The 19,679-nt window shown below is 61.3% G+C and carries 16 protein-coding genes; 5 read left to right on the top strand and 11 right to left on the bottom strand.

All coding sequences use genetic code 11. The features are described 5' to 3' along the window. The first annotated feature begins 361 nt into the window (after window positions 1-361). The gene (gene ilvD, locus ACXX83_RS23270; RefSeq protein WP_458549712.1) at window positions 362-2,203 is read left to right on the top strand and encodes a dihydroxy-acid dehydratase; all 1,842 of its coding nucleotides are present in this window, start codon (window positions 362-364) and stop codon (window positions 2,201-2,203) included. A gap of 318 nt (window positions 2,204-2,521) precedes the next feature. Here the strand turns inward: ilvD and ACXX83_RS23275 are convergent, their stop codons facing one another. Next, window positions 2,522-2,809 (bottom strand): DUF6124 family protein, encoded by a 288-nt coding sequence (locus ACXX83_RS23275; RefSeq protein WP_102699986.1) that lies wholly within the window; start codon window positions 2,807-2,809, stop codon window positions 2,522-2,524. Window positions 2,810-3,283: 474 nt separating this feature from the next. Continuing rightward, complete coding sequence (locus ACXX83_RS23280) at window positions 3,284-4,339, bottom strand: HAD family hydrolase (protein ID WP_015097233.1); 1,056 nt, start codon at window positions 4,337-4,339, stop codon at window positions 3,284-3,286. Between the two features lie 242 nt (window positions 4,340-4,581). Here ACXX83_RS23280 and ACXX83_RS23285 point away from each other — a divergent pair, with 242 nt between their 5' ends. Further along, entirely contained in the window at window positions 4,582-5,973 is a 1,392-nt protein-coding gene (locus tag ACXX83_RS23285; RefSeq protein ID WP_458549713.1) for an L-cystine transporter, read from the top strand. 117 nt (window positions 5,974-6,090) lie between these two features. Here the strand turns inward: ACXX83_RS23285 and ACXX83_RS23290 are convergent, their stop codons facing one another. Beyond that, the gene (locus tag ACXX83_RS23290) at window positions 6,091-6,603 is read right to left on the bottom strand and encodes a dihydrofolate reductase (RefSeq protein ID WP_458549714.1); all 513 of its coding nucleotides are present in this window, start codon (window positions 6,601-6,603) and stop codon (window positions 6,091-6,093) included. Between the two features lie 85 nt (window positions 6,604-6,688). On the opposite strand from ACXX83_RS23290, the gene ACXX83_RS23295 reads away from it, so the two are divergent. Both ACXX83_RS23295 and ACXX83_RS23300 read left to right on the top strand, forming a co-directional pair. Continuing rightward, a complete protein-coding gene (locus tag ACXX83_RS23295) occupies window positions 6,689-8,059 on the top strand; it encodes a DUF2868 domain-containing protein (RefSeq protein WP_458549715.1) in 1,371 nt (456 codons plus the stop codon). Beyond that, window positions 8,052-9,428, top strand: coding sequence for a GTPase/DUF3482 domain-containing protein (locus ACXX83_RS23300; RefSeq protein ID WP_458549716.1), 1,377 nt, complete (start codon window positions 8,052-8,054; stop codon window positions 9,426-9,428). The genes ACXX83_RS23295 and ACXX83_RS23300 overlap by 8 nt, the downstream gene beginning before the upstream one ends. A 12-nt stretch (window positions 9,429-9,440) precedes the next feature. Here ACXX83_RS23300 and ACXX83_RS23305 read toward each other — a convergent pair whose 3' ends face one another. From ACXX83_RS23305 to ACXX83_RS23335, 7 genes are all read right to left on the bottom strand, one after another. Further along, entirely contained in the window at window positions 9,441-9,971 is a 531-nt protein-coding gene (locus ACXX83_RS23305; RefSeq protein WP_217836635.1) for a hypothetical protein, read from the bottom strand. Between the two features lie 91 nt (window positions 9,972-10,062). Beyond that, the gene (locus tag ACXX83_RS23310) at window positions 10,063-10,629 is read right to left on the bottom strand and encodes a phosphonate degradation HD-domain oxygenase (protein ID WP_217836636.1); all 567 of its coding nucleotides are present in this window, start codon (window positions 10,627-10,629) and stop codon (window positions 10,063-10,065) included. 135 nt (window positions 10,630-10,764) lie between these two features. Then, entirely contained in the window at window positions 10,765-11,790 is a 1,026-nt protein-coding gene (locus ACXX83_RS23315) for a putative 2-aminoethylphosphonate ABC transporter substrate-binding protein (protein ID WP_458549717.1), read from the bottom strand. A 33-nt stretch (window positions 11,791-11,823) separates the two neighbouring features. Beyond that, window positions 11,824-13,548: a putative 2-aminoethylphosphonate ABC transporter permease subunit gene (locus tag ACXX83_RS23320; protein ID WP_217836637.1), complete on the bottom strand. Its 1,725-nt coding sequence runs from the start codon at window positions 13,546-13,548 to the stop codon at window positions 11,824-11,826. Further along, window positions 13,548-14,624, bottom strand: coding sequence for a putative 2-aminoethylphosphonate ABC transporter ATP-binding protein (locus tag ACXX83_RS23325; RefSeq protein ID WP_458549718.1), 1,077 nt, complete (start codon window positions 14,622-14,624; stop codon window positions 13,548-13,550). Before ACXX83_RS23325 ends, ACXX83_RS23320 begins: the two co-directional genes overlap by 1 nt. 251 nt (window positions 14,625-14,875) lie before the next feature. Further along, window positions 14,876-15,739, bottom strand: coding sequence for a LysR family transcriptional regulator (locus tag ACXX83_RS23330; RefSeq protein ID WP_458549719.1), 864 nt, complete (start codon window positions 15,737-15,739; stop codon window positions 14,876-14,878). A gap of 16 nt (window positions 15,740-15,755) precedes the next feature. Next, a complete protein-coding gene (locus ACXX83_RS23335; RefSeq protein WP_458549720.1) occupies window positions 15,756-18,017 on the bottom strand; it encodes a heavy metal translocating P-type ATPase in 2,262 nt (753 codons plus the stop codon). Window positions 18,018-18,110: 93 nt separating this feature from the next. Between ACXX83_RS23335 and cadR the strand changes: the two genes are divergently transcribed. Then, window positions 18,111-18,560 (top strand): Cd(II)/Pb(II)-responsive transcriptional regulator, encoded by a 450-nt coding sequence (gene cadR / locus ACXX83_RS23340; RefSeq protein ID WP_217836640.1) that lies wholly within the window; start codon window positions 18,111-18,113, stop codon window positions 18,558-18,560. A gap of 124 nt (window positions 18,561-18,684) precedes the next feature. Here cadR and ACXX83_RS23345 read toward each other — a convergent pair whose 3' ends face one another. Then, window positions 18,685-19,656 (bottom strand): thymidylate synthase, encoded by a 972-nt coding sequence (locus tag ACXX83_RS23345; protein WP_015097246.1) that lies wholly within the window; start codon window positions 19,654-19,656, stop codon window positions 18,685-18,687. Window positions 19,657-19,679: the final 23 nt, after the last annotated feature.

The following is a 19,679-nucleotide window of genomic DNA, read 5'->3' on the forward strand; positions in this document are numbered from 1 at the left end:
GCACAAATCACTGTAGGAGCGAGCCTGCTCGCGATGGTCGTCAACGATAACGCGGGAAACCTGGTACCCCGCGGCGTTCTCAGGCTCATCGCGAGCAAGCTCGCTCCTACAGAAAACGCGCCCGCACGTCTTGTGAATGCTACCTCCAGGTTTGCAGGCATTCCCTCCAGCCGCCAGCCGTGTAGAATCGCGAACATTCATCGCCAGTCATCCCCGGCGGGTTTATGAGCTCAAGCTGAAGCGCGCGGCGATCCCGCAAAGTTATCGGCAACTTCCGGACACGCGGCCATTTCTGAGTGTTCCAGACGTCAATAGAAGCTCACTTCCCTTTTGATACCTGATTTGCCGCCCGGAGTGCTTCATGCCTGATTACCGCTCGAAAACATCCACCCACGGCCGTAACATGGCCGGCGCCCGCGCACTGTGGCGCGCCACGGGGATGAAAGATGACGACTTCAAGAAGCCGATCATCGCCATTGCCAACTCGTTCACCCAGTTCGTACCGGGCCACGTGCACCTCAAGGACCTGGGGCAACTGGTCGCCCGCGAGATCGAACGCGCTGGCGGCGTGGCCAAGGAATTCAACACCATCGCTGTCGATGACGGCATCGCCATGGGCCACGACGGCATGCTGTATTCGCTGCCGAGCCGCGAGATCATCGCCGACTCCGTCGAGTACATGGTCAACGCCCACTGCGCCGACGCCATCGTGTGCATTTCCAACTGCGACAAGATCACCCCTGGCATGCTGATGGCCGCCCTGCGCCTGAACATCCCGGTGATCTTCGTCTCCGGCGGCCCGATGGAAGCCGGCAAGACCAAACTCGCCTCCCACGGCCTCGATCTGGTCGACGCCATGGTGATCGCCGCCGACTCCAGCGCTTCTGACGAGAAAGTCGCCGAGTACGAGCGCAGCGCCTGCCCGACCTGCGGTTCGTGCTCCGGCATGTTCACCGCCAACTCGATGAACTGCCTGGTTGAAGCGCTGGGCCTGGCCTTGCCGGGCAACGGTTCGACCCTGGCCACCCACAGCGACCGCGAGCAGCTGTTCCTGCAGGCCGGCCGCACCATCGTCGAGCTGTGCAAGCGTTACTACGGCGAGAACGACGAGTCGGTGTTGCCGCGCAACATCGCCAACTTCCAGGCCTTCGAAAACGCCATGACCCTGGACATCGCCATGGGCGGTTCCACCAACACCATCCTGCACTTGCTGGCCGCCGCCCAGGAAGCCGAGATCGATTTCGACCTGCGCGACATCGACCGTCTGTCCCGCCACGTGCCGCAACTGTGCAAGGTCGCGCCGAACATCCAGAAGTACCACATGGAAGACGTGCACCGCGCTGGCGGTATCTTCAGCATCCTCGGTTCGCTGGCCCGTGGCGGCCTGCTGCACACCCAGCTGCCGACCGTGCACAGCCGCAGCATGGAAGAAGCCATCGCCAAGTGGGACATCACCCAGACCAACGACGAAGCGGTTCACCACTTCTTCAAGGCCGGTCCGGCGGGTATCCCGACGCAAACCGCGTTCAGCCAGTCGACCCGTTGGGAAACCCTGGACGACGACCGTGAAAACGGCTGCATCCGCAGTGTCGAGCACGCTTACTCGAAAGAAGGCGGCCTGGCTGTTCTCTACGGCAACATCGCCCTGGACGGCTGCGTGGTGAAAACCGCTGGCGTCGACGAGTCGATCCACGTCTTCGAAGGCAACGCAAAGATCTTCGAAAGCCAGGACAGCGCCGTACGCGGCATCCTTGCCGACGAAGTGAAGGAAGGCGACATCGTCATCATTCGCTACGAAGGCCCGAAAGGCGGCCCGGGCATGCAGGAAATGCTCTACCCGACTTCGTACCTGAAATCCAAAGGCCTGGGCAAAGCCTGCGCCCTGCTCACCGACGGCCGTTTCTCCGGCGGCACCTCGGGCCTGTCCATCGGCCACGCTTCGCCTGAAGCGGCTGCCGGCGGCGCAATCGGCCTGGTGCAGGACGGCGACAAGGTGCTGATCGACATTCCGAACCGCTCGATCAACCTGTTGGTCAGCGACGAAGAACTGGCCGCACGCCGGGTCGAGCAGGACAAGAAAGGCTGGAAGCCGGTGGAAGTGCGTCCACGTAAAGTGACCACCGCACTGAAAGCCTACGCCCTGCTGGCGACCAGCGCCGACAAGGGTGCGGTGCGTAACAAGGCGATGCTTGACGGGCTGTAAGTCTGTGGCGAGGGGGCTTGCCCCCGTTCGGCTGCGAAGCAGTCGTAAATCCTGACGACTCGATTGGCCTGAAGCCCCAGGGGGTCGCTTCGCAACCCAACGGGGGCAAGCCCCCTCGCCACATGAGTATTCCCACACTACATTGGGAATACTCAAAAAATGCCCCGCCAAGTGCGGGGCATTTTTGTTTTCACAGATCCACTGTAGGAGCGAGCTTGCTCGCGATGGAAGCAAGGACGACACGTTAAACCAGAAAGAACGCGTCATCGTTAACGACCATCGCGAGCAAGCTCGCTCCTACAGTTAACTGCGTTTCCATTATTCCTGCGGATCGAGGTTATCGAGCGCCTGGTTCACCGCCAGTTCGCCCAGCATGATGACCTGGGCGATCCCCAGCATCGTGCTGCGTTGAGAGCCTTCGAGCAGTCCGGCGAAATCGCTGGCCATGACATTGGCCGAGGCGAGGGATTCGCAGGCGTGGGCCAACAGGGTTTCGGTGTCGAGGCCCGGTGCGATGACGAATGTTTGGCTGGGTTTACGCGGGGTGGCGTTGATGCGGGCGGAGAGGTTGTCGCAATCGGGAGGATCGGGAGTAACTTTCAACATTTGATGGAACTCCGGGTGAGAAAAAGGAGCCATCACCCTCGCTACCAAACGAAGGGTGGCGGCCATACGCAGGTTGGTAGACCGGTCACCAGGAACCCGGCGCGTCCGAAGATGCCCTGCGCATGGCCACCATATGAGCAGAGACAGAAACGAACCCTGCAAAGGGTGGCGCAATGCGCCGAGGTGAACACGGGCTACCAACCCCGATCACTGATGTTCAGTGACGCGGAAACGATAGAAGCCGCCCCCCAGGCGCACAAGCCGGCGGATTCTGGCGTAGTCGTAGTCCCTTACGCAAGAATGCGTAGGTTGTGACTGTCAGGAGATGTCGATCAGACAAAGGCTTTCATTGCACCGACTGGCCTCATCGCGAGCAAGCTCGCTCCCACAGGGGATCTACGGTGTTCACACAGTCTGTGTTTCACCCGAGATCTTTGTGGGAGCGAGCTTGCTCGCGATGGGGGCGACTCGGTCTTATTGAATTTCTTCAGGCTTCACGACCACCCAGTTCTTGTCGGCAGTCACCGTCAAGCCTTCCTTGGCCTGGGCCGCGGCGTTCTTGGCCATCATGCCCTGGATCTGGGTCATGTACTTGTCCTTGCGGTTGACCCACAGGTGGATGCCGCCCTTGGCCACGTCAACACTGTGGAACAGCATGTAGCCGTCGCTGCTCGGGGTATCGCCGCCCACCAGCACCGGTTTTTTCCACTGATCGATGTAGGTCAGGATCGCCGCCTGCTTGCCGGCCATCCAGGTTGCCGGGGTCCACAGGTACGGGGTCAGCTCGAGGCCGAGGTTGGCCTTCTCGTCATATTTGCCGTCAGTGATCTGCTTGCGCGCGGTGGTCAGTTCGCCCGTCTTCGGGTCCTTGAGCAGCAACGACACGCCGATCACGTTCTGCGGCTTGACGTTGTAGCCGTACTTCGGATCGGCCGCGACCATGCGCACCAGTTCTTCGGAGGCGGCGGTCATCACGTAGACCTCGATGCCGTTCTCCATCAGTTTGTTGTACAGCTCTTGCTGGCCGGTGAAGATTTTCGGCGGGTTGACGTCGAGCTTCTTGACCACGTCGCCTTCGTAATAAGTCGCCGGCACCGGCTTGCCGGACGCCATCATCTCGTCGACGTAGCCCTTGAGTTCCTTGAGGGTAAAGCCGGAGAAGACCTGGGCGACCCATGGATAGCAAACCATGTCGTCGAGCTCGCAGAGGCGGTAGTAGTAGCTGAACAGGCTTTCCTTGTGGTCGGCAGTGTCCTTGAAAGGCATCAGTTTCAGGGAGGGATCGAGCTTGTCGCGGGTGATCAGGCCCTTGTTCTCCATGAACGGCAGCAACGACTCTTCGAGGTCGTAGCGGTAACTGGTGTTGTCCATGTCGAACACCGCGTAGTTACCCTTGTTGGCGTTGGCGGCGATCATCGCGTCCAGCGCCTTGGCCTGATCGGCTGGCCAGTGTTTCAGATCCGTTGCGAAAACCTGGCCGGCAAGGCCCAGGCAAAGTGCTGCAGCGAGTAATTTCGGTGCGAACTTCATTGGCGTTTCTCCCTGAATGTGAAAGAGATCGACGCTAACAAATAAGTGTGACAGTCCTCGTCTGTCAGCGACCGTCCGCGTCCCTTTCGCGCCAGTTGCATTTCTGACAGCGACATCCGCTTATTCCAAAAGCGACGGATATCATACGTTTTTGATATTAATTCATTAGTTTTCAAGCTGTTAGGCTTGCCGGTTCGCGGTTGCCCAAGGGTGCAACCGGCACAAGTCTTATCGGAGTCTTCATGAATCTGCCGCTGATCCTCAATCTGCTGGTGTTCCTCGCCCTGCTCTTCGGCCTGGCGCAAACCCGCCACACGACATGGAGCCTGGCGAAAAAAGTCCTGCTCGCGCTGGTGTTGGGCGTGGCGTTCGGTGTGGCGTTGCACACTGTCTACGGTGCCGGCAACCCAGTGCTGAAAGCCTCGATCGGCTGGTTCGACCTGGTGGGCAACGGCTATGTGCAGCTGCTGCAAATGATCGTGATCCCGCTGGTGTTCGCCTCGATCCTCAGCGCCGTGGCCCGCCTGCACAACGCGTCGTCGTTGGGCAAGATCAGCTTCCTGACCATCGGCACGCTGCTGTTCACCACGGCCATCGCGGCGTTGATCGGCATCGGCCTGACCAACCTGTTCGGCCTGACCGCCGAAGGCCTGGTGGCCGGCACTCAGGAAATGGCGCGCCTGCAAACCATCCAGACCGATTACGCCGGCAAGGTCGCCGACCTGAATGTGCCTCAGCTGCTGCTGTCGTTCATTCCGCAAAACCCCTTCGCAGACCTGGCGCGGGCCAAGCCGACGTCGATCATCAGCGTGGTGATTTTCGCTGCGTTCCTGGGGGTCGCGGCGCTGCAACTGCTCAAGGATGATGCCGAGAAAGGTCAGAAAGTGATCAACGCCATCGACACCCTGCAAGCCTGGGTGATGCGTCTGGTGCGCCTGGTGATGAAGCTGACCCCGTACGGCGTGTTGGCGCTGATGACCAAAGTGGTCGCCGGTTCCAACCTGCAAGACATCATCAAGCTCGGCAGTTTCGTGGTGGTGTCCTACATCGGCCTGGGCCTGATGTTCGTGGTGCATGGCGTGCTGGTGTCGGCCGCCGGGATCAACCCGCTGCGGTTCTTCCGCAAGATCTGGCCAGTGCTGACGTTTGCCTTCACCAGCCGTTCCAGCGCAGCGACGATTCCGCTGAGCATCGAAGCGCAGACCAGCCGTTTGGGCATCCCGCAGTCCATCGCCAGTTTCGCCGCTTCGTTCGGCGCGACCATTGGCCAGAACGGCTGTGCCGGTCTGTACCCGGCGATGTTGGCGGTGATGGTGGCGCCGACCGTGGGCATCAACCCGCTGGACCCATTGTGGATCGCGACGCTGGTGGCGATTGTGACGCTGAGCTCGGCCGGTGTGGCCGGTGTCGGTGGGGGTGCGACCTTTGCCGCGTTGATCGTACTGCCGGCGATGGGCTTGCCGGTGTCACTGGTGGCGTTGCTGATTTCGGTCGAGCCGCTGATTGATATGGGGCGTACAGCGCTGAATGTGAGTGGTTCGATGACGGCCGGGGCGATCACCAGTCAGGTGATGCAGCAGACTGATAAACAGTTGCTGGATGCGGATGAGCATTCGGCGTTGGCGCAGGCTTAAGTAGCGTCTGATAGACCGCTATCGCGAGCAGGCTCGCTCCCACAGGGATTTTGGGTGTTTACACAATCTGTGTTTCACCTCAAGCCCACTGTGGGAGCGAGCCTGCTCGCGATGCTTTTAGGCTTTTTCCCAAACCTCAAATGTGTACGCCGGCTTGTCACCTTCCGCCGGATTCAGCACATCCGACACCAGTTTCCATTCCTTCAAATCAAACTCCGGAAACCACGCATCCCCTTCCGGGCTCAGCGCCACACGGGTCAGGTACAGCCGGTCAGCCTGCGCCAGCCCTTGCGCATACAACTGCGCGCCGCCAATCAGCATCAACTCATCGACGCCCTGCTCCTTCGCCCATGCTTCGGCGCGAACGACGGCGGCTTCCAGCGACGGATAAACCTCCGCGCCTTCGAGCTGCAGATCCGCCTGGCGACTGACCACGATGTTCAGGCGGCCCGGCAGCGGACGACCGAGGGAATCCCAGGTCTTGCGCCCCATGATGATCGGCTTGCCGAGGGTGGTGGCCTTGAAATATTTGAAGTCCCCCGGCAAGTGCCAGGGCATGCTGTTGTCGACGCCGATCACACGGTTTTCACCGAGGGCTGCAATCAGGCTGAGGGGGAGTGATTTAGTCATGCCGGCGAGGATACCAGAGCCTCGCTTTCGCCGATAAGCGCCACAGCGGTTATGCTCACAGCTCATTTAAGCGACGGGATGCCGCGTGACTGAACTCAATACCCTCTGGCTGACAGAAACCATCCGCCTGCGCGAAGAACATGCAGGCCCCCTGGAAGACCTGGAAGCCAACCGACTGGCCCGCAGCGCCGGCGGCGATTTGCCGACGCGCATTCAACGCCGCGCCCTGTGGCTGGCTGAACGCGATGGCCTGACTGCAGCCCTCAAACACTGGCTGCAAGGCTCACGGCTGGCGCTGTTGGTGTTGGCGGTACTGGCCGTGATCAGCGGCGCCGGCCTGGCCTTCGCGGCTATGGGCGACGGCCTGCACCCGGTGAATGTGTTCTGGGCCTTGGGCAGCCTGCTCGGGCTCAATCTGGTCCTGTTGCTGAGTTGGGCCCTGGGATTAGTGTTTGTCGGCGAACACGGCGCCAGCCTCGGACGCCTGTGGCTATGGCTCAGTGAAAAACTCGCACGGGACGCCAAAGCCGCGCAGTTGGCCCCCGCCCTGCTCCTGTTACTGCAACGGCAGAAACTCAATCGCTGGGCCATCGGTGTGCTGGTCAACAGCCTGTGGTTGCTGGCGATGCTCAGCGCGCTGGTGATCCTGCTGATGTTGATGGCGACCCGGCGCTACGGCTTTGTCTGGGAAACCACGATCCTCGGTGCCGACACCTTTATCGCCGTCACTCAGGCGCTGGGTGCGTTGCCGGCCCTGCTTGGCTTCAGCGTGCCGACCGTGGAGATGATCCGCGCCAGTGGCGATGCCGCACTGAACATCGAAAGCGCCCGCCAGGCCTGGGCCGCCTGGCTGGTGGGCGTACTGCTGGTCTACGGCGTTTTGCCGCGCCTGCTGCTCGCACTGTTTTGCCTGTGGCGCTGGAAGACAGGGCAAACGGCGCTGCGCCTGGATTTGAACCTGCCCGGTTACGCGCAACTGCGTGAACGCTTGATGCCCACCAGCGAGCGCCTCGGCGTCAGCGATGCGGCACCGGCGCAACTGCACCGCGTGGAAAGCGGTGTGACCGAGCAGCAAAGCAACGGTGCACTGTTGGTCGCCATCGAACTGGACGACCAACGCCCGTGGCCACCGTCATTGCCGAAAAGCGTGAGCAACGCCGGCATCCTCGACAGTCGCGAGTCGCGGCACAAACTCCTCGAACAACTGAGCCGCTTTCCCCCGGCACGCCTGGCCATCGCCTGCGATCCACGGCGTTCACCGGATCGCGGCAGCCTGGCCTTGATTGCCGAACTGGCCCGCAGCGCCAGCGCCTCCCGCGTTTGGTTGTTGCAGGCGCCGCCCGGTGAAGCGCTGGACGCCGAGCGCCTGGGCGACTGGCACATGGCGCTGCAACAGCTTGAGTTGCCGTTTGCCGATTGTGCACCGATGAACTGGCTGGAGACGGGTCATGACTGACACCAGGAAGCAGCCTCTGAAACTCGCCGTGGTCGGTCACACCAACGTCGGTAAAACCTCGTTGTTGCGCACCCTGACCCGCGACGTCGGCTTCGGTGAGGTGTCCCATCGCCCCAGCACCACGCGGCACGTCGAAGGTGCCCGTCTTTCGGTGGACGGCGAGCCACTGCTCGACCTCTACGACACCCCTGGCCTGGAAGACGCCATCGCCCTGCTCGATTACCTCGAACGCCTGGAACGCCCGGGTGAACGCCTCGACGGTCCGGCACGCCTGGCGCGTTTCCTGGAGGGCAGCGAAGCCCGGCAACGCTTCGAACAGGAAGCCAAGGTGCTGCGCCAGTTGCTGGCGTCGGATGCCGGTCTCTATGTGATCGACGCCCGTGAGCCGGTGCTGGCCAAGTATCGCGACGAGCTGGAAGTGTTGGCCAGTTGCGGCAAACCCTTGCTGCCGGTGCTGAATTTCGTCAGCAGCGCCAACCACCGCGAACCGGCCTGGCGTGAAGCGCTCGCGCGTCTGGGCTTGCATGCCCTGGTGCGTTTCGACAGTGTCGCGCCGCCGGAAGACGGCGAGCGTCGACTCTATGAAAGTCTCGCCCTGCTGCTGGAAGCTGCCAGGCCGCAACTCGAGCGCCTGATCGCCGATCAGCAGGCCCAGCGTCTGGCTCGCCAGCAAAGCGCGGAGCGATTGATTGCCGAGTTGCTGATCGATTGCGCGGCTTGCCGGCGCAGCGTGGTCAGTGAAGCCGAGCAGGAACAACAGGCGATCAGCGAATTGCGCAAAGCCGTACGCCAGCGTGAGCAGCGTTGCGTCGAGGCCCTGCTCAAGCTCTACGCCTTCCGCCCACAGGATGCCGCGGCCAGTGATTTGCCGTTGCTCGATGGCCGTTGGGGCGATGACCTGTTCAACCCGGAAACCCTCAAGCAACTGGGTGTGCGCGTCGGTGGTGGAATTGCCGCAGGCGCCGCTGCCGGGGCCGGGGTCGATTTGCTGGTGGGTGGGATTACGCTCGGTGCCGCTGCACTGGCCGGCGCCATCGCAGGTGGCGCCCTGCAAACCGCACGCAGTTATGGCAGCCGCTTGCTGGGCAAGATCAAGGGCCAGCGCGAACTGACGGTGGATGACAACGTGCTGCGCCTGTTGGCGCTGCGCCAGCGGCAATTGCTGCAAGCGCTGAACGCCCGTGGGCATGCGGCGATGGACAGCATCCAGGTGGCCACGCCTCAGGAAAAGAGTTGGCGCGAAGGCAAACTGCCCGAGGCTTTGAACAAGGCTCGGGCGCATCCGCAGTGGTCGTCGTTGAATCCGCATGCGAAGTTGAATCAGGCGGAGCGGCAGGAGCAGGTTGAGGTGTTGGCGCAGCAGTTGTGAACTTGCTGATCGTCAGCGCCAGTTGAATTGCAGATACGCAGTGCTGAGCTGTGAGACGCGCTGCTGATCCACCGCATCCTGGTCACCGTCGTTATCCATATCGAAGTGGATCAGCCAATCCAGCTTCCCGTCGTTGTTGGTGTCATAGGCGGACGCGGTGTAAACAATAGTTTGATCCGACGGTTTGCCGACGCCTTCATGAAAGTGCAGGCGCACGGTGTCTGGAGAACCGTCGTTGGCGAAATCTTCGGTGAATATCTTCAGATAGCGATCCCAGGTCTCGCCGCGGTTGAACCATTTGAGCTGCAAGTAGGCGTTGGCAAACGACTTGAGCAACCGCTCGTCCCTGGTGTTTTCCTTACCATCGTTGTTTACATCACCGACCTGGAAATCAACCTTGCCATCAGCCGTGATATCCAGCGCATAGGCTTTATGGATGAGTCTGTCCTCTGCCCCGCTACTCTCCTCGAAAAAATGCAGGAGGACGGTGTCGGCCTTGCCGTTCGCGCTGCGGTCCTGGGCAGTCACTTTCAAATAACGCATGGTGGAGTTTCTCATTGAAGAAGGGCCGATCAAGCTAGCCCGTCTCGTCGGAACTCTCTGCGCGAACAGTTTCATTTACCTGTAGGGCGTTTCAGCAGGCTTCGAGAGACAAGACTCTGATGGCTTTGCGCTTCAACACCCCTAGATCAATCACCGGCACATGCATCTCCTTGGCCTGTTCATCCCACTGGCGCATGCGCAAACTGACTTTGCACAACGGGTCCTGCTCGAAGGCATCGGCTTCGGCTTCGGTCATCACACCCCCCTGATATTCCAGGGTCCGGCGACTGGCTTCGCTCAGGCGTTCGTAGTACCCAGGCTCCCTGAGTGTCAGATAACGCTTGGCCTGGACGTGGTACTCCACCAACCGGGCCATGCGTTCGCTGAAGCCGGCATTGCGCAAATAATCGGCGCCCAGCCGTTCGTGGCTGACCACGCCGTAGCCGCCCATGTTCTCGGCACCCTCGGCGCAGATGTGCCCGATATCGTGGAAGAACGCCGCCAACACGACTTCGTCGTCGAAGCCTTCGGCCATCGCGCATTGGGCGGCCTGGGACATGTGCTCGATCTGCGACACCGGCTCGCCGATGTAGTCGCTGTCGCCAAAGCGTTCGTAGAGAGCGAAGACCTTGGCGACGGTTTGTTCATGGCTGTGCATCAGAAGTCTCCCGATCAGTGAGATTTGTGGTGAATGGTAGACCGCTTTCGCGAGCAGGCTCGCTCCCACATTGGAATGCATTTCCCTGTGGGAGCGGGCTTGCTCGCGAAGAGGCCCTTTCAGCCGATAAAGATCTTACTTGGCCGCCACTTTCTCGGACTTGCCGTCATAACGCTTGCGCCATTCGGTCAGGATCTCGTCGCGGTTCTTCGAGGCCCAGGCGAAGTCGTTCTTGATCAGGCGCTGTTCGTAGTCGGCTGGCAGTTCGGTCTGCGGCTTGGCGATGCCAGGCTGGGCGAGCACTGCGAAGTTTTCTTTGTAGAGTTCCATCGCCTCGGGGCTGGCGGAGAAATCAGCCAGTTTCTTCGCGGCCTCTTCGTGGGCAGTGCCCTTGATCACGGCAGTCGCTTCGATTTCCCAGCCCAGGCCTTCCTTCGGCAGGATGATGTCCAGCGGTGCGCCCTGGCGTTTCAGTTGAACGGCCGGGTACTCGAAGGAAATACCGATCGGGAATTCACCCGCAGCCGCCAGTTTGCAAGGCTTGGAGCCGGAGTGAACGTACTGGCCGATGTTCTGGTGCAGGCTGTCCATGTAGGCCCAGCCCTGCTTCTCGCCGAAGGTTTGCAGCCAGGCGCTGACGTCAAGGAAGCCGGTGCCGGACGATGCCGGGTTCGGCATGACGATCTTGCCTTTGTACTCAGGCTTGGTCAGGTCTTGCCAGCTCACGGGCTTGGTCAGGCCCTGCTTTTCGGCTTCGACTGTGTTGAAGCAAATGGTCGCGGCCCAGACATCCATGCCGACCCAGGCTGGCGGGTTGGCGGCGTCACGGTAGTTGGCGCCGATCTTGCCCAGGTCCTTCGGTGCATAGCTTTGCAGCATGCCTTGCTGATCGAGGATCGCCAGGCTGGAGGCCGCCAGGCCCCACACGGCGTCAGCCTGCGGGCGGGCTTTTTCGGCGAGCAACTTGGCCGTGATGATGCCGGTGGAATCGCGCACCCATTTGATTTCGACGTCCGGGTTGGCCTTTTCGAAGGCTTCTTTATAGGTTTTCAGCTGTTCAGCTTCGAGGGCGGTGTACACCGTCAACTCGGTTTTCGCCGCAAAGGCGTTCAGGCTGAAAGCGGTGAGGACAGCGGCGGCCAGGGCCATAGGCTTGAACATGATCTTTTCCTGTATTTGAGTTGAGGGTGTGAATCAGTGACCGGGCGCGGTCTGCCGCCAGGCCTGGGAGCGGCGCAGCAAACCGCGCGAAGCCCCGGCCAGCAGCAGGGACACGCCCGCCGAGGTGAACAGAATCAGGGTCGACATCGCCGCCGCGCCGCCGACGTTGCCGGCGTCGTCCATGTTCAGTACCGCCACCGCCGCGAGGATGGTGTCGGGGCTGTAGAGGAAGATCGCCGCCGAGACGGTGGTCATGGCCGAGACGAACAGGTAGCGCACGATGTCCAGCAAAGCCGGCAGGCAAATCGGCACGGTGACGCGCAGGTAGTGGCGGTACAGCGGCGCCTTGAGCGACAGCGCGGCGGCTTCGAACTCGGCATCGAGTTGACGCAATGCGGTGGTGGCGGTCATTTGCGCGGTGGTCAAATAGTGCGCAATGGTGCAGACGATCAGCAGGGTCATGGTCCCGTACAGCCCGTGCAGCGGGTTGCCAGTGAGGTTGAAGAAGAAGACGTAACCCAACCCCAACACCAGGCCCGGCACCGCCATCGGTACGAAGCTGAGCATGCGCAAGGTCAGGTTCAGGCCGCGCTGGCCCCTGGTTTTTTCCATCAGGTAGGCGCCGGTGAAAATCAGCAGGCTGCCGATCAATGCCGTGCCCAAGGCCATCTTCAAGCTGTTGCCGTAGGCCAGCCAGCCACCGCCGGCGGTTTCATTGAACTGATAGTGGTTGAGCGACAGCGACAGGTTGTACGGCCAGAATTTCACCAGGGACGAGAACACCGCCATGCCGAACACCAGCAGCAGCGCAGCGCTGATCAACAGGACGATGGCCAGGTAGCAAGCGTCGCGCAGTTTCGATGGCGCAGGCTTGAACACCTGGGCACGACCGCTCATGGAGTCGCCGTGACGGCGACGCAACCAGGCATCGACACCAAAGCTGAACAGCGCCGGCAGCAACAACACCATGCCGATCAAGGCACCACGGCCGAATTGCTGTTGGCCGACCACGGCTTTATAGGCTTCCAGCGCCAGCACTTGATAGTCGCCGCCGACCACCACCGGAACACCGAAATCGGTGATGGTCAGGGTGAACACCAGGCAGAACGCAGCGAAAACCGCCTGACGGGTCGCCGGCCAGGTGATGCTGCGGAACGCTTTCGCCGGACTGGCGCCCATGCTTGAAGCCGCATCGAACAATCGTGCATCCGCCAGGGACAAGGCCGACAGAAGAATCATCAAGGCGTGCGGGAAGGTGTAGATCACCTCACCCAGAACAATGCCCCAGAAGCCGTAGATGTTGTCCGAGAGCAGGCCACGCAGCATGCCCTGGTTGCCAAACAGGTAGACCAGCGCAATACCGGGCAGCATCGACGGCGCCATCAATGGCAGCAGGGAAATGCCACGCCAGAGGCCTTTACCCGCAATCAGGGTGCGTTGCAGCGCGTAGGCAAACAGATAAGCCAGGGGTACGACAATCGCCGCGACGCTGAGGGAAACCTTCAGACTGTTGCCGAGCAACCAGTGGAAGTTCTCGCTGGTCACCAGTTCTTTCGCTGCAACCCAACCACCACCCTGCCCGGCTTCAGCGCTGAAACCACGCCAAAAGATCGCCAGCAACGGCATCAATACGGCAACGCCCAACAGCACCAGCAGAAGCACTTTGCCGCCGACCACGAACAGCCGGTCACCGATCTCGGCACGGGAAGTCTGCCGAACCTGCTGTTGTGGCAGCGGCAGCGCAATGTTCGCGCTCATCAGGCAAACACCTGCAGGCTGCGCGGCGGCAAGGCGACCATGATCTGCCGGGCGCCAAGGCGCGGCATGGCTTCCGGTGCCAGTTCCGCCAATAGCGCATGGCCCGGCAAATGATCGAGCTCGAAGCTCATGCGGCAGCGGTTGCCGAGGAAGGTGATCTCGCGAACCTTGGCCGGGAACAGGTTTTCCTCGTGCACCAGCGGATTGACGTTGATCGCTTCGGGGCGGCAGAACAAACGGCCCGAGGCGGTCTTGGCGCTGCCTTCGGCCAGGCGCATGTTCATCCCGCCGACCTGGGCGTGGCTGTCGCTGCTGCGCTGGAACGGCAACCAGTTGCCCTGGCCGACGAACTCCGCCACGAACGGCGTGGCCGGGCGGTTGTAGATTTCCTGCGGCGTGGCGTACTGCTCGACCTTGCCGTTGTTCATCACGGCGATACGGTCGGCCATCAACATGGCCTCGTCCTGATTGTGGGTCACCATCAGGGTGGTGATGCCGAGGTTGCGTTGCAGCTGGCGCAGTTCGGTGCACAGATGCTCGCGCACCCGGGCATCGAGGGCCGACATCGGCTCGTCGAGCAGCAACAGCGAAGGTGCCGGGGCCAGCGCGCGAGCCAGTGCAACCCGCTGCTGCTGGCCACCGGACAACTGACCGGGATACTTTTTCTCGCTGCCGCTCAGGCCGACCAGTTCCAGCATCTGACCGACACGCTGGCGAATCTGGTCGCGACCATTGCCGGCGACGCCGTAGGCAATGTTCGCTTCGACGGTGAGATTGGGAAACAACGCGTAGGACTGGAACAGAATGCCGTAGTCCCGCGCCTGGGGAGCCAGGTGGGAAACGTCGCGATCACCCAGGTACAACTCGCCGCTGTCCTGCTTTTCCAGGCCGGCGATACAGCGCAGCAAGGTGGTCTTGCCACAGCCCGACGGACCCAGCAGACACACCAGCTCACCGGCCGCCACGTCGAGTGAAACATTATCCAGCGCGGTGAAAGCGCCGAAACGTTTCTGTACGCCGCGCACCCTCATCGGGGCGCCGGGGTTGGTCAGGGCAGTTGCGATCGAGTTGTTCATGGACGGACCTCATCTAGCAGATGAAGGCCATCCTAGGGTTGTAATGAGTCCGTCATGTGGCAGTAAGGCAAAAACTGCCGATAGTGGTATTCAAGGATTTGGGGTTAAGTTTTGAGTCGCCTGATCAGCCGCCATCGCGAGCAAGCTCGCTCCCACAGGGATTTTGGGTGTTCACACAATTTGTGTTTCACCTCAAACCCACTGTGGGAGCGAGCTTGCTCGCGATGAGGCTGGTACAGGCACCCCAGAATTCAGGCCGGGGCCATTTCCTGCGCCAACCCGAGAAACGCCGCCGGCAACCGCGCGCCCTTGCGTTCCTTGAGGCAATACAGGTATTCGGGGATTTGCGGTGCATTCTCGATGGTCAGCACCCGCAGTTGCGGATCATGGGGTACTTCCTGGCGGGCGATGATGCTGATGCCGATGTTGCGCAGCACCGCCTCGCGGATCGATTCGCGGCTGCCGATCTCCAGCAGCGGCCCGAAACTCACTCCGGCGCTGGCCAGCAACTCTTCGGTCAGGCGGCGGGTGGTCGAGCCCGGTTCGCGCATCAGCAGGGTATGCCCGGCCAGGGCGCCAAGTGGTACGTGATCATGAACCGCCAGTGGATGATTGCGATGCACCGCCAGCACCAGCGGATCGCTGCCGAGCACCCGGCGAATCAGGCGCGCGTCATCGAGCAACTGTGACGACGCCGCGACATCGACCCGGTAATCTTCCAGCGCCTCGAGCACTTGCTGGGAATTGCCGATTTCCACCGACACCTCCACCTGCGGCAAACGCTCGCGAAAGGTTTTCACCAGGTCGAGGATGTAATACGGCGCCGTGGCGGCAATGCGCAATGTGCCCTGGACCTGGCCGCAGTTACGCAGGAAAAACTCGATGTCGGCTTCCTGCTGCATCAGTACCTTGACCATCGGCAACAGCCGCGCACCCTCCTCGCTGACGCTGAGACGCCGACCGCCACGGTAGAACAGCTCGACCGAATACTGACTCTCGAGGTTGCGGATCTGCGTCGTCACCGTCGGTTGGCTCAGGCCAAGCTTTTTGGCAGCCTGGGTAATGCTGCCCAGGCGGGCCACCATGTAAAACGCCTTCAGCTCGGCACTCAGCACAACCGCCCCTCATTCTTTACTTGCGCAGCAGGCGCAAACCGTTGAACACCACCAGCAAACTCACGCCCATGTCGGCGAACACTGCCATCCACATGGTAGCGACCCCGGCGAAGGTTACCCCAAGAAAGATCGCCTTGATGACCAATGCCAGGGCAATGTTCTGTTTGAGGATGCTCGACGTCTGCCGCGACAGACGAATGAATGCCGGGATCTTGCGTAGATCATCGTCCATCAGGGCGACATCGGCGGTTTCTATCGCAGTATCGGTGCCCGCAGCGGCCATGGCGAAACCGATCTCGGAACGCGCCAGTGCAGGCGCGTCGTTGATGCCGTCGCCGACCATACCAACCCGGTGCCCCTGGGCATAAAGGGCCTCGATAGACTGCAATTTGTCCCCTGGCAACAGGTCGCCCCTGGCTTCATCGATGCCGACCTGCGCGGCAATGGCCTGCGCGGTGTGGACGTTGTCGCCGGTGAGCATCAGGGTTTTGATGCCCAGGTCATGCAGTTGCTCGATGGCTTCGCGACTGGAGGCCTTTACCGTATCGGCGACAGCGAACAGCGCCAAAGGACCGGACGAATCAAGCAGCAGCACCACCGACTTGCCCTGCTTTTCCAGGGCAAACAGTTTTTCTTCCAGCGCCGGAGAGCACAGGCCCAGATCCTCCACCAGACGATGGTTGCCCAAATGGTAGAGCTGGCCATTGATCTCGCCGCGCACACCGCGCCCGCCCAGGGCTTCGAAGTTATCCACAATCAGCGTCGCGCTTTGGTTATCCACAGCCGCTTTGGCGATGGCCAGGGAAACCGGATGATCCGAACGCCCGGCCAGCGCGGCGGCAATGGCTGGCGCCGAAGCATCGGCGGTCGGGTCCAGCGACAGGTAATCGGTCTGCACCGGCTTGCCGTGGGTGATGGTGCCGGTCTTGTCCAGGGCCAGGTAGTTGAGCTTGTAACCACCCTCCAGATAGACGCCGCCCTTGACCAGGATCCCTTTGCGCGCCGCCGCTGCGAGGCCGCTGACGATGGTCACCGGCGTGGAAATCACCAGTGCGCACGGGCACGCCACCACCAGCAGCACCAGCGCCCGGTAAATCCAGTCGAACCACAACGCGCCCATGAACAGCGGTGGGATGACCGCCACGGCCAGCGCAAGAACAAACACTACCGGGGTGTAGATTTTCGAAAATTGATCGACGAATCGCTGGGTCGGCGCCCGCGCGCCCTGCGCCTGTTCAACGGCGTGGATGATGCGTGCCAGGGTCGAATTACCCGCAGCGGCAGTGACCGCGTACTCAAGGGAACCGGCCTGATTGATGGTACCGGCGAACACTTTGTCGCCGACGGTTTTCTCTACCGGCAGGCTTTCCCCGGTAATGGGCGCCTGATCGATGGTCGAACGCCCGGACAGGACCTCGCCGTCCAGACCAATACGTTCGCCGGGACGCACACGCACCCGCGCGCCGATTTCGATGATTTTGACATCCTGCTCGACCCAACTGCCGTCGGCCTGCAACACCGTCGCCTGCTCCGGCGCCATCTGCATCAGCCCGCCGATGGCATTGCGCGCACGATCCAGGGAGCGAGCCTCGATCAGCTCGGCCACGGTGAACAGGAACATCACCATCGCCGCTTCCGGCCACTGACCGATCAGGACGGCGCCGGTGACGGCAATGCTCATCAGCGCGTTGATATTCAGATTGAAGTTCTTGAGCGCGATCCAGCCCTTTTTATAGGTGCCGAGACCGCCGCTGAGGATGGACACCAGCGCAATGACCGCGACCACCCAATCAGGCGCGGTCGCGGTGAAGTGGATGACTTCCGCCAGCAATGCACCCACACCGGACAACGCCAATGGCCACCAGTGTTTCCTGTCGGGTTTCGCTGCCGGTGTTTCAGCCCCCTGCTCCAGCGGTTCGGCGTGCATGCCCAGGGACTTGATCGCCTCGATGATGGGCTCGGTGCCTGGCAAATCGTGGGTCACGCCGAGCACCCGGTTGATCAGATTGAACTCCAGCTGCTGCACGCCTGTCAGCTTGCTTAGCTTGTTCTGGATCAGCGTCTGCTCGGTCGGGCAGTCCATCGCCTCGATGCGAAAGCTGCTCAGACGGGCACCCGCCGTCGGCGATGCGCTCAGCGTGACCCGCGCAGGCGCTGCCGTTTTTGATGAACAGCAAGCGTCGCCGTGACCGCCATGGTCATGCTTGGGCAAGGGTCGAAGCTTAACGCCGATTTCATGTTCGGCCACAGGTTTGTGGGTATGCTGAGAATCGCTCATTGGTTGCGTCCATAAGAGTGCCTGTTGCCCAGTAAAGACCCTGTAGCCACTATAGGGTCAAGCACCCATTTTGGAGTTATGGAGATTGTCGTCATGAAGATTGGAGAATTGGCGAAACTCACGGACTGCGCCGTAGAGACGATCCGTTACTACGAGCGCGAGAACCTTCTGCCGGAACCGGCCCGCAGTGACGGCAACTATCGCGTCTACACCCAAGCCCACGCCGAGCGCCTGACCTTCATCCGCAACTGTCGCACCCTCGACATGACCCTCGAGGAAATCCGCAGCCTGCTGGCATTTCGCGACAGCCCGCAGGACCAGTGCGAAAGCGTCAACGCACTGATCGACGAGCACATCCACCACGTCAAGGCGCGGATCGACGGCCTGCTGGCCTTGCAGGCACAACTGCTCGACCTGCGCCAACGCTGCGGCGAGAGGCCGGGTATCGATCAATGCGGGATTTTGCAGCGGCTGGAAGTGAGCGGCGGGGTTGTGGCGACGGAGGCTGAGCACTCCCATGTCGGCCGTAGTCACGGCCACTGAGATCACCACAAAACAAATGTGGGAGCAGGCTTGCTCGCGAAAGCGGTTGTTCATTCAACATTAACGTCGACTGATCGACCGCTTTCGCGAGCAAGCCCGCTCCCACAGGTTCAGGCGTTGTACTTCAGACCGCCATTGGTGCGGTCATTGGCGCGTGGTGCTCGTAGCCTTCCAGCGAGAAGTCGCCCGGTTCGACCAGTTCCAGCCACTCCGGCTGGTAAACGCCTGTCTTGGCAAACTCCGGCACACGGTCGGAAATCACCAGTTTCGGCATCGGGAACGGTTCACGCTTGAGCTGTTCGTTGAGCATGTCCAGGTGATTTTCGTAGACGTGCGCATCACCGATGAAATAGGTGAACCAGCGCGGCGTGTAGCCGGTCAAGCGACCGATCAGGCTCAGCAACGCGGCGCCTTCGGTGAGATTGAACGGCGTGCCCAGGCCCAGGTCGTTGGAGCGAATGTAGAGGGTCAAGGAGATCTCCCTGGTCTCGACATTCGGGTGGAACTGGTACAGCAGGTGGCACGGCGGCAAGGCCATTTCATCAAGCTGGGCGCAGTTCCAGCCGTGGAACAGGATGCGACGGCTGCCCGGGTCCTTGATGATGGTGTCGACGCACTGGCGAACCTGGTCGATGGCCTTGTACAGCACCACATAGGCCTGGCCGTTTTCTTCGCCTTCGGCAATCTGGCGATAACCTTGCTTGAGGGTCTGCTCGATGGCGGCCGGGTTGCTGAGCGGAATCTGCTTGTACGCCGGCCATTTGCGCCATTGCACACCATAGATTTCGCCAAGGTCGTCTTCGCCCTGGCGGAACGGGTTGGCCAGCCACTGGGCGTTTTCGTTGGCGTTCTGGTCCCAGACCTTGCAGCCCAAGGCACGGAATTCGGCAGCGTTGTTCACGCCACGCAGGAATCCGCACATTTCGCCGATGGCCGATTTGAAGGCCATCTTGCGCGTGGTGATCGCCGGGAAACCTTCCTGCAGGTCGTAACGCAGCATCGCGCCGGGAAAACTGATGGTGTTCACGCCGGTACGGTTGGCCTGCTTGGTGCCGTTCTTGATGACGTGGGCGACCAGTTCGAGATATTGCTTCATGAATTACCTGTGTCCTTGAACCC

The organism is Pseudomonas sp. GNP012 (assembly GCF_054343835.1).

Coding starts and splice junctions, on each gene's coding strand:
- ACXX83_RS23285 (WP_458549713.1), top strand. CDS start 4,582: ATGAATCTGCCGCTGATCCTCAATCTGCTGGTGTTCCTCGCCCTGCTC.
- cadR (WP_217836640.1), top strand. CDS start 18,111: ATGAAGATTGGAGAATTGGCGAAACTCACGGACTGCGCCGTAGAGACG.
- ACXX83_RS23275 (WP_102699986.1), bottom strand. CDS start 2,809: ATGTTGAAAGTTACTCCCGATCCTCCCGATTGCGACAACCTCTCCGCC.
- ACXX83_RS23345 (WP_015097246.1), bottom strand. CDS start 19,656: ATGAAGCAATATCTCGAACTGGTCGCCCACGTCATCAAGAACGGCACC.
- ACXX83_RS23300 (WP_458549716.1), top strand. CDS start 8,052: ATGACTGACACCAGGAAGCAGCCTCTGAAACTCGCCGTGGTCGGTCAC.
- ACXX83_RS23280 (WP_015097233.1), bottom strand. CDS start 4,339: ATGAAGTTCGCACCGAAATTACTCGCTGCAGCACTTTGCCTGGGCCTT.
- ACXX83_RS23310 (WP_217836636.1), bottom strand. CDS start 10,629: ATGCACAGCCATGAACAAACCGTCGCCAAGGTCTTCGCTCTCTACGAA.
- ACXX83_RS23305 (WP_217836635.1), bottom strand. CDS start 9,971: ATGCGTTATTTGAAAGTGACTGCCCAGGACCGCAGCGCGAACGGCAAG.
- ACXX83_RS23290 (WP_458549714.1), bottom strand. CDS start 6,603: ATGACTAAATCACTCCCCCTCAGCCTGATTGCAGCCCTCGGTGAAAAC.
- ACXX83_RS23335 (WP_458549720.1), bottom strand. CDS start 18,017: ATGAGCGATTCTCAGCATACCCACAAACCTGTGGCCGAACATGAAATC.
- ilvD (WP_458549712.1), top strand. CDS start 362: ATGCCTGATTACCGCTCGAAAACATCCACCCACGGCCGTAACATGGCC.
- ACXX83_RS23320 (WP_217836637.1), bottom strand. CDS start 13,548: ATGAGCGCGAACATTGCGCTGCCGCTGCCACAACAGCAGGTTCGGCAG.
- ACXX83_RS23325 (WP_458549718.1), bottom strand. CDS start 14,624: ATGAACAACTCGATCGCAACTGCCCTGACCAACCCCGGCGCCCCGATG.
- ACXX83_RS23315 (WP_458549717.1), bottom strand. CDS start 11,790: ATGTTCAAGCCTATGGCCCTGGCCGCCGCTGTCCTCACCGCTTTCAGC.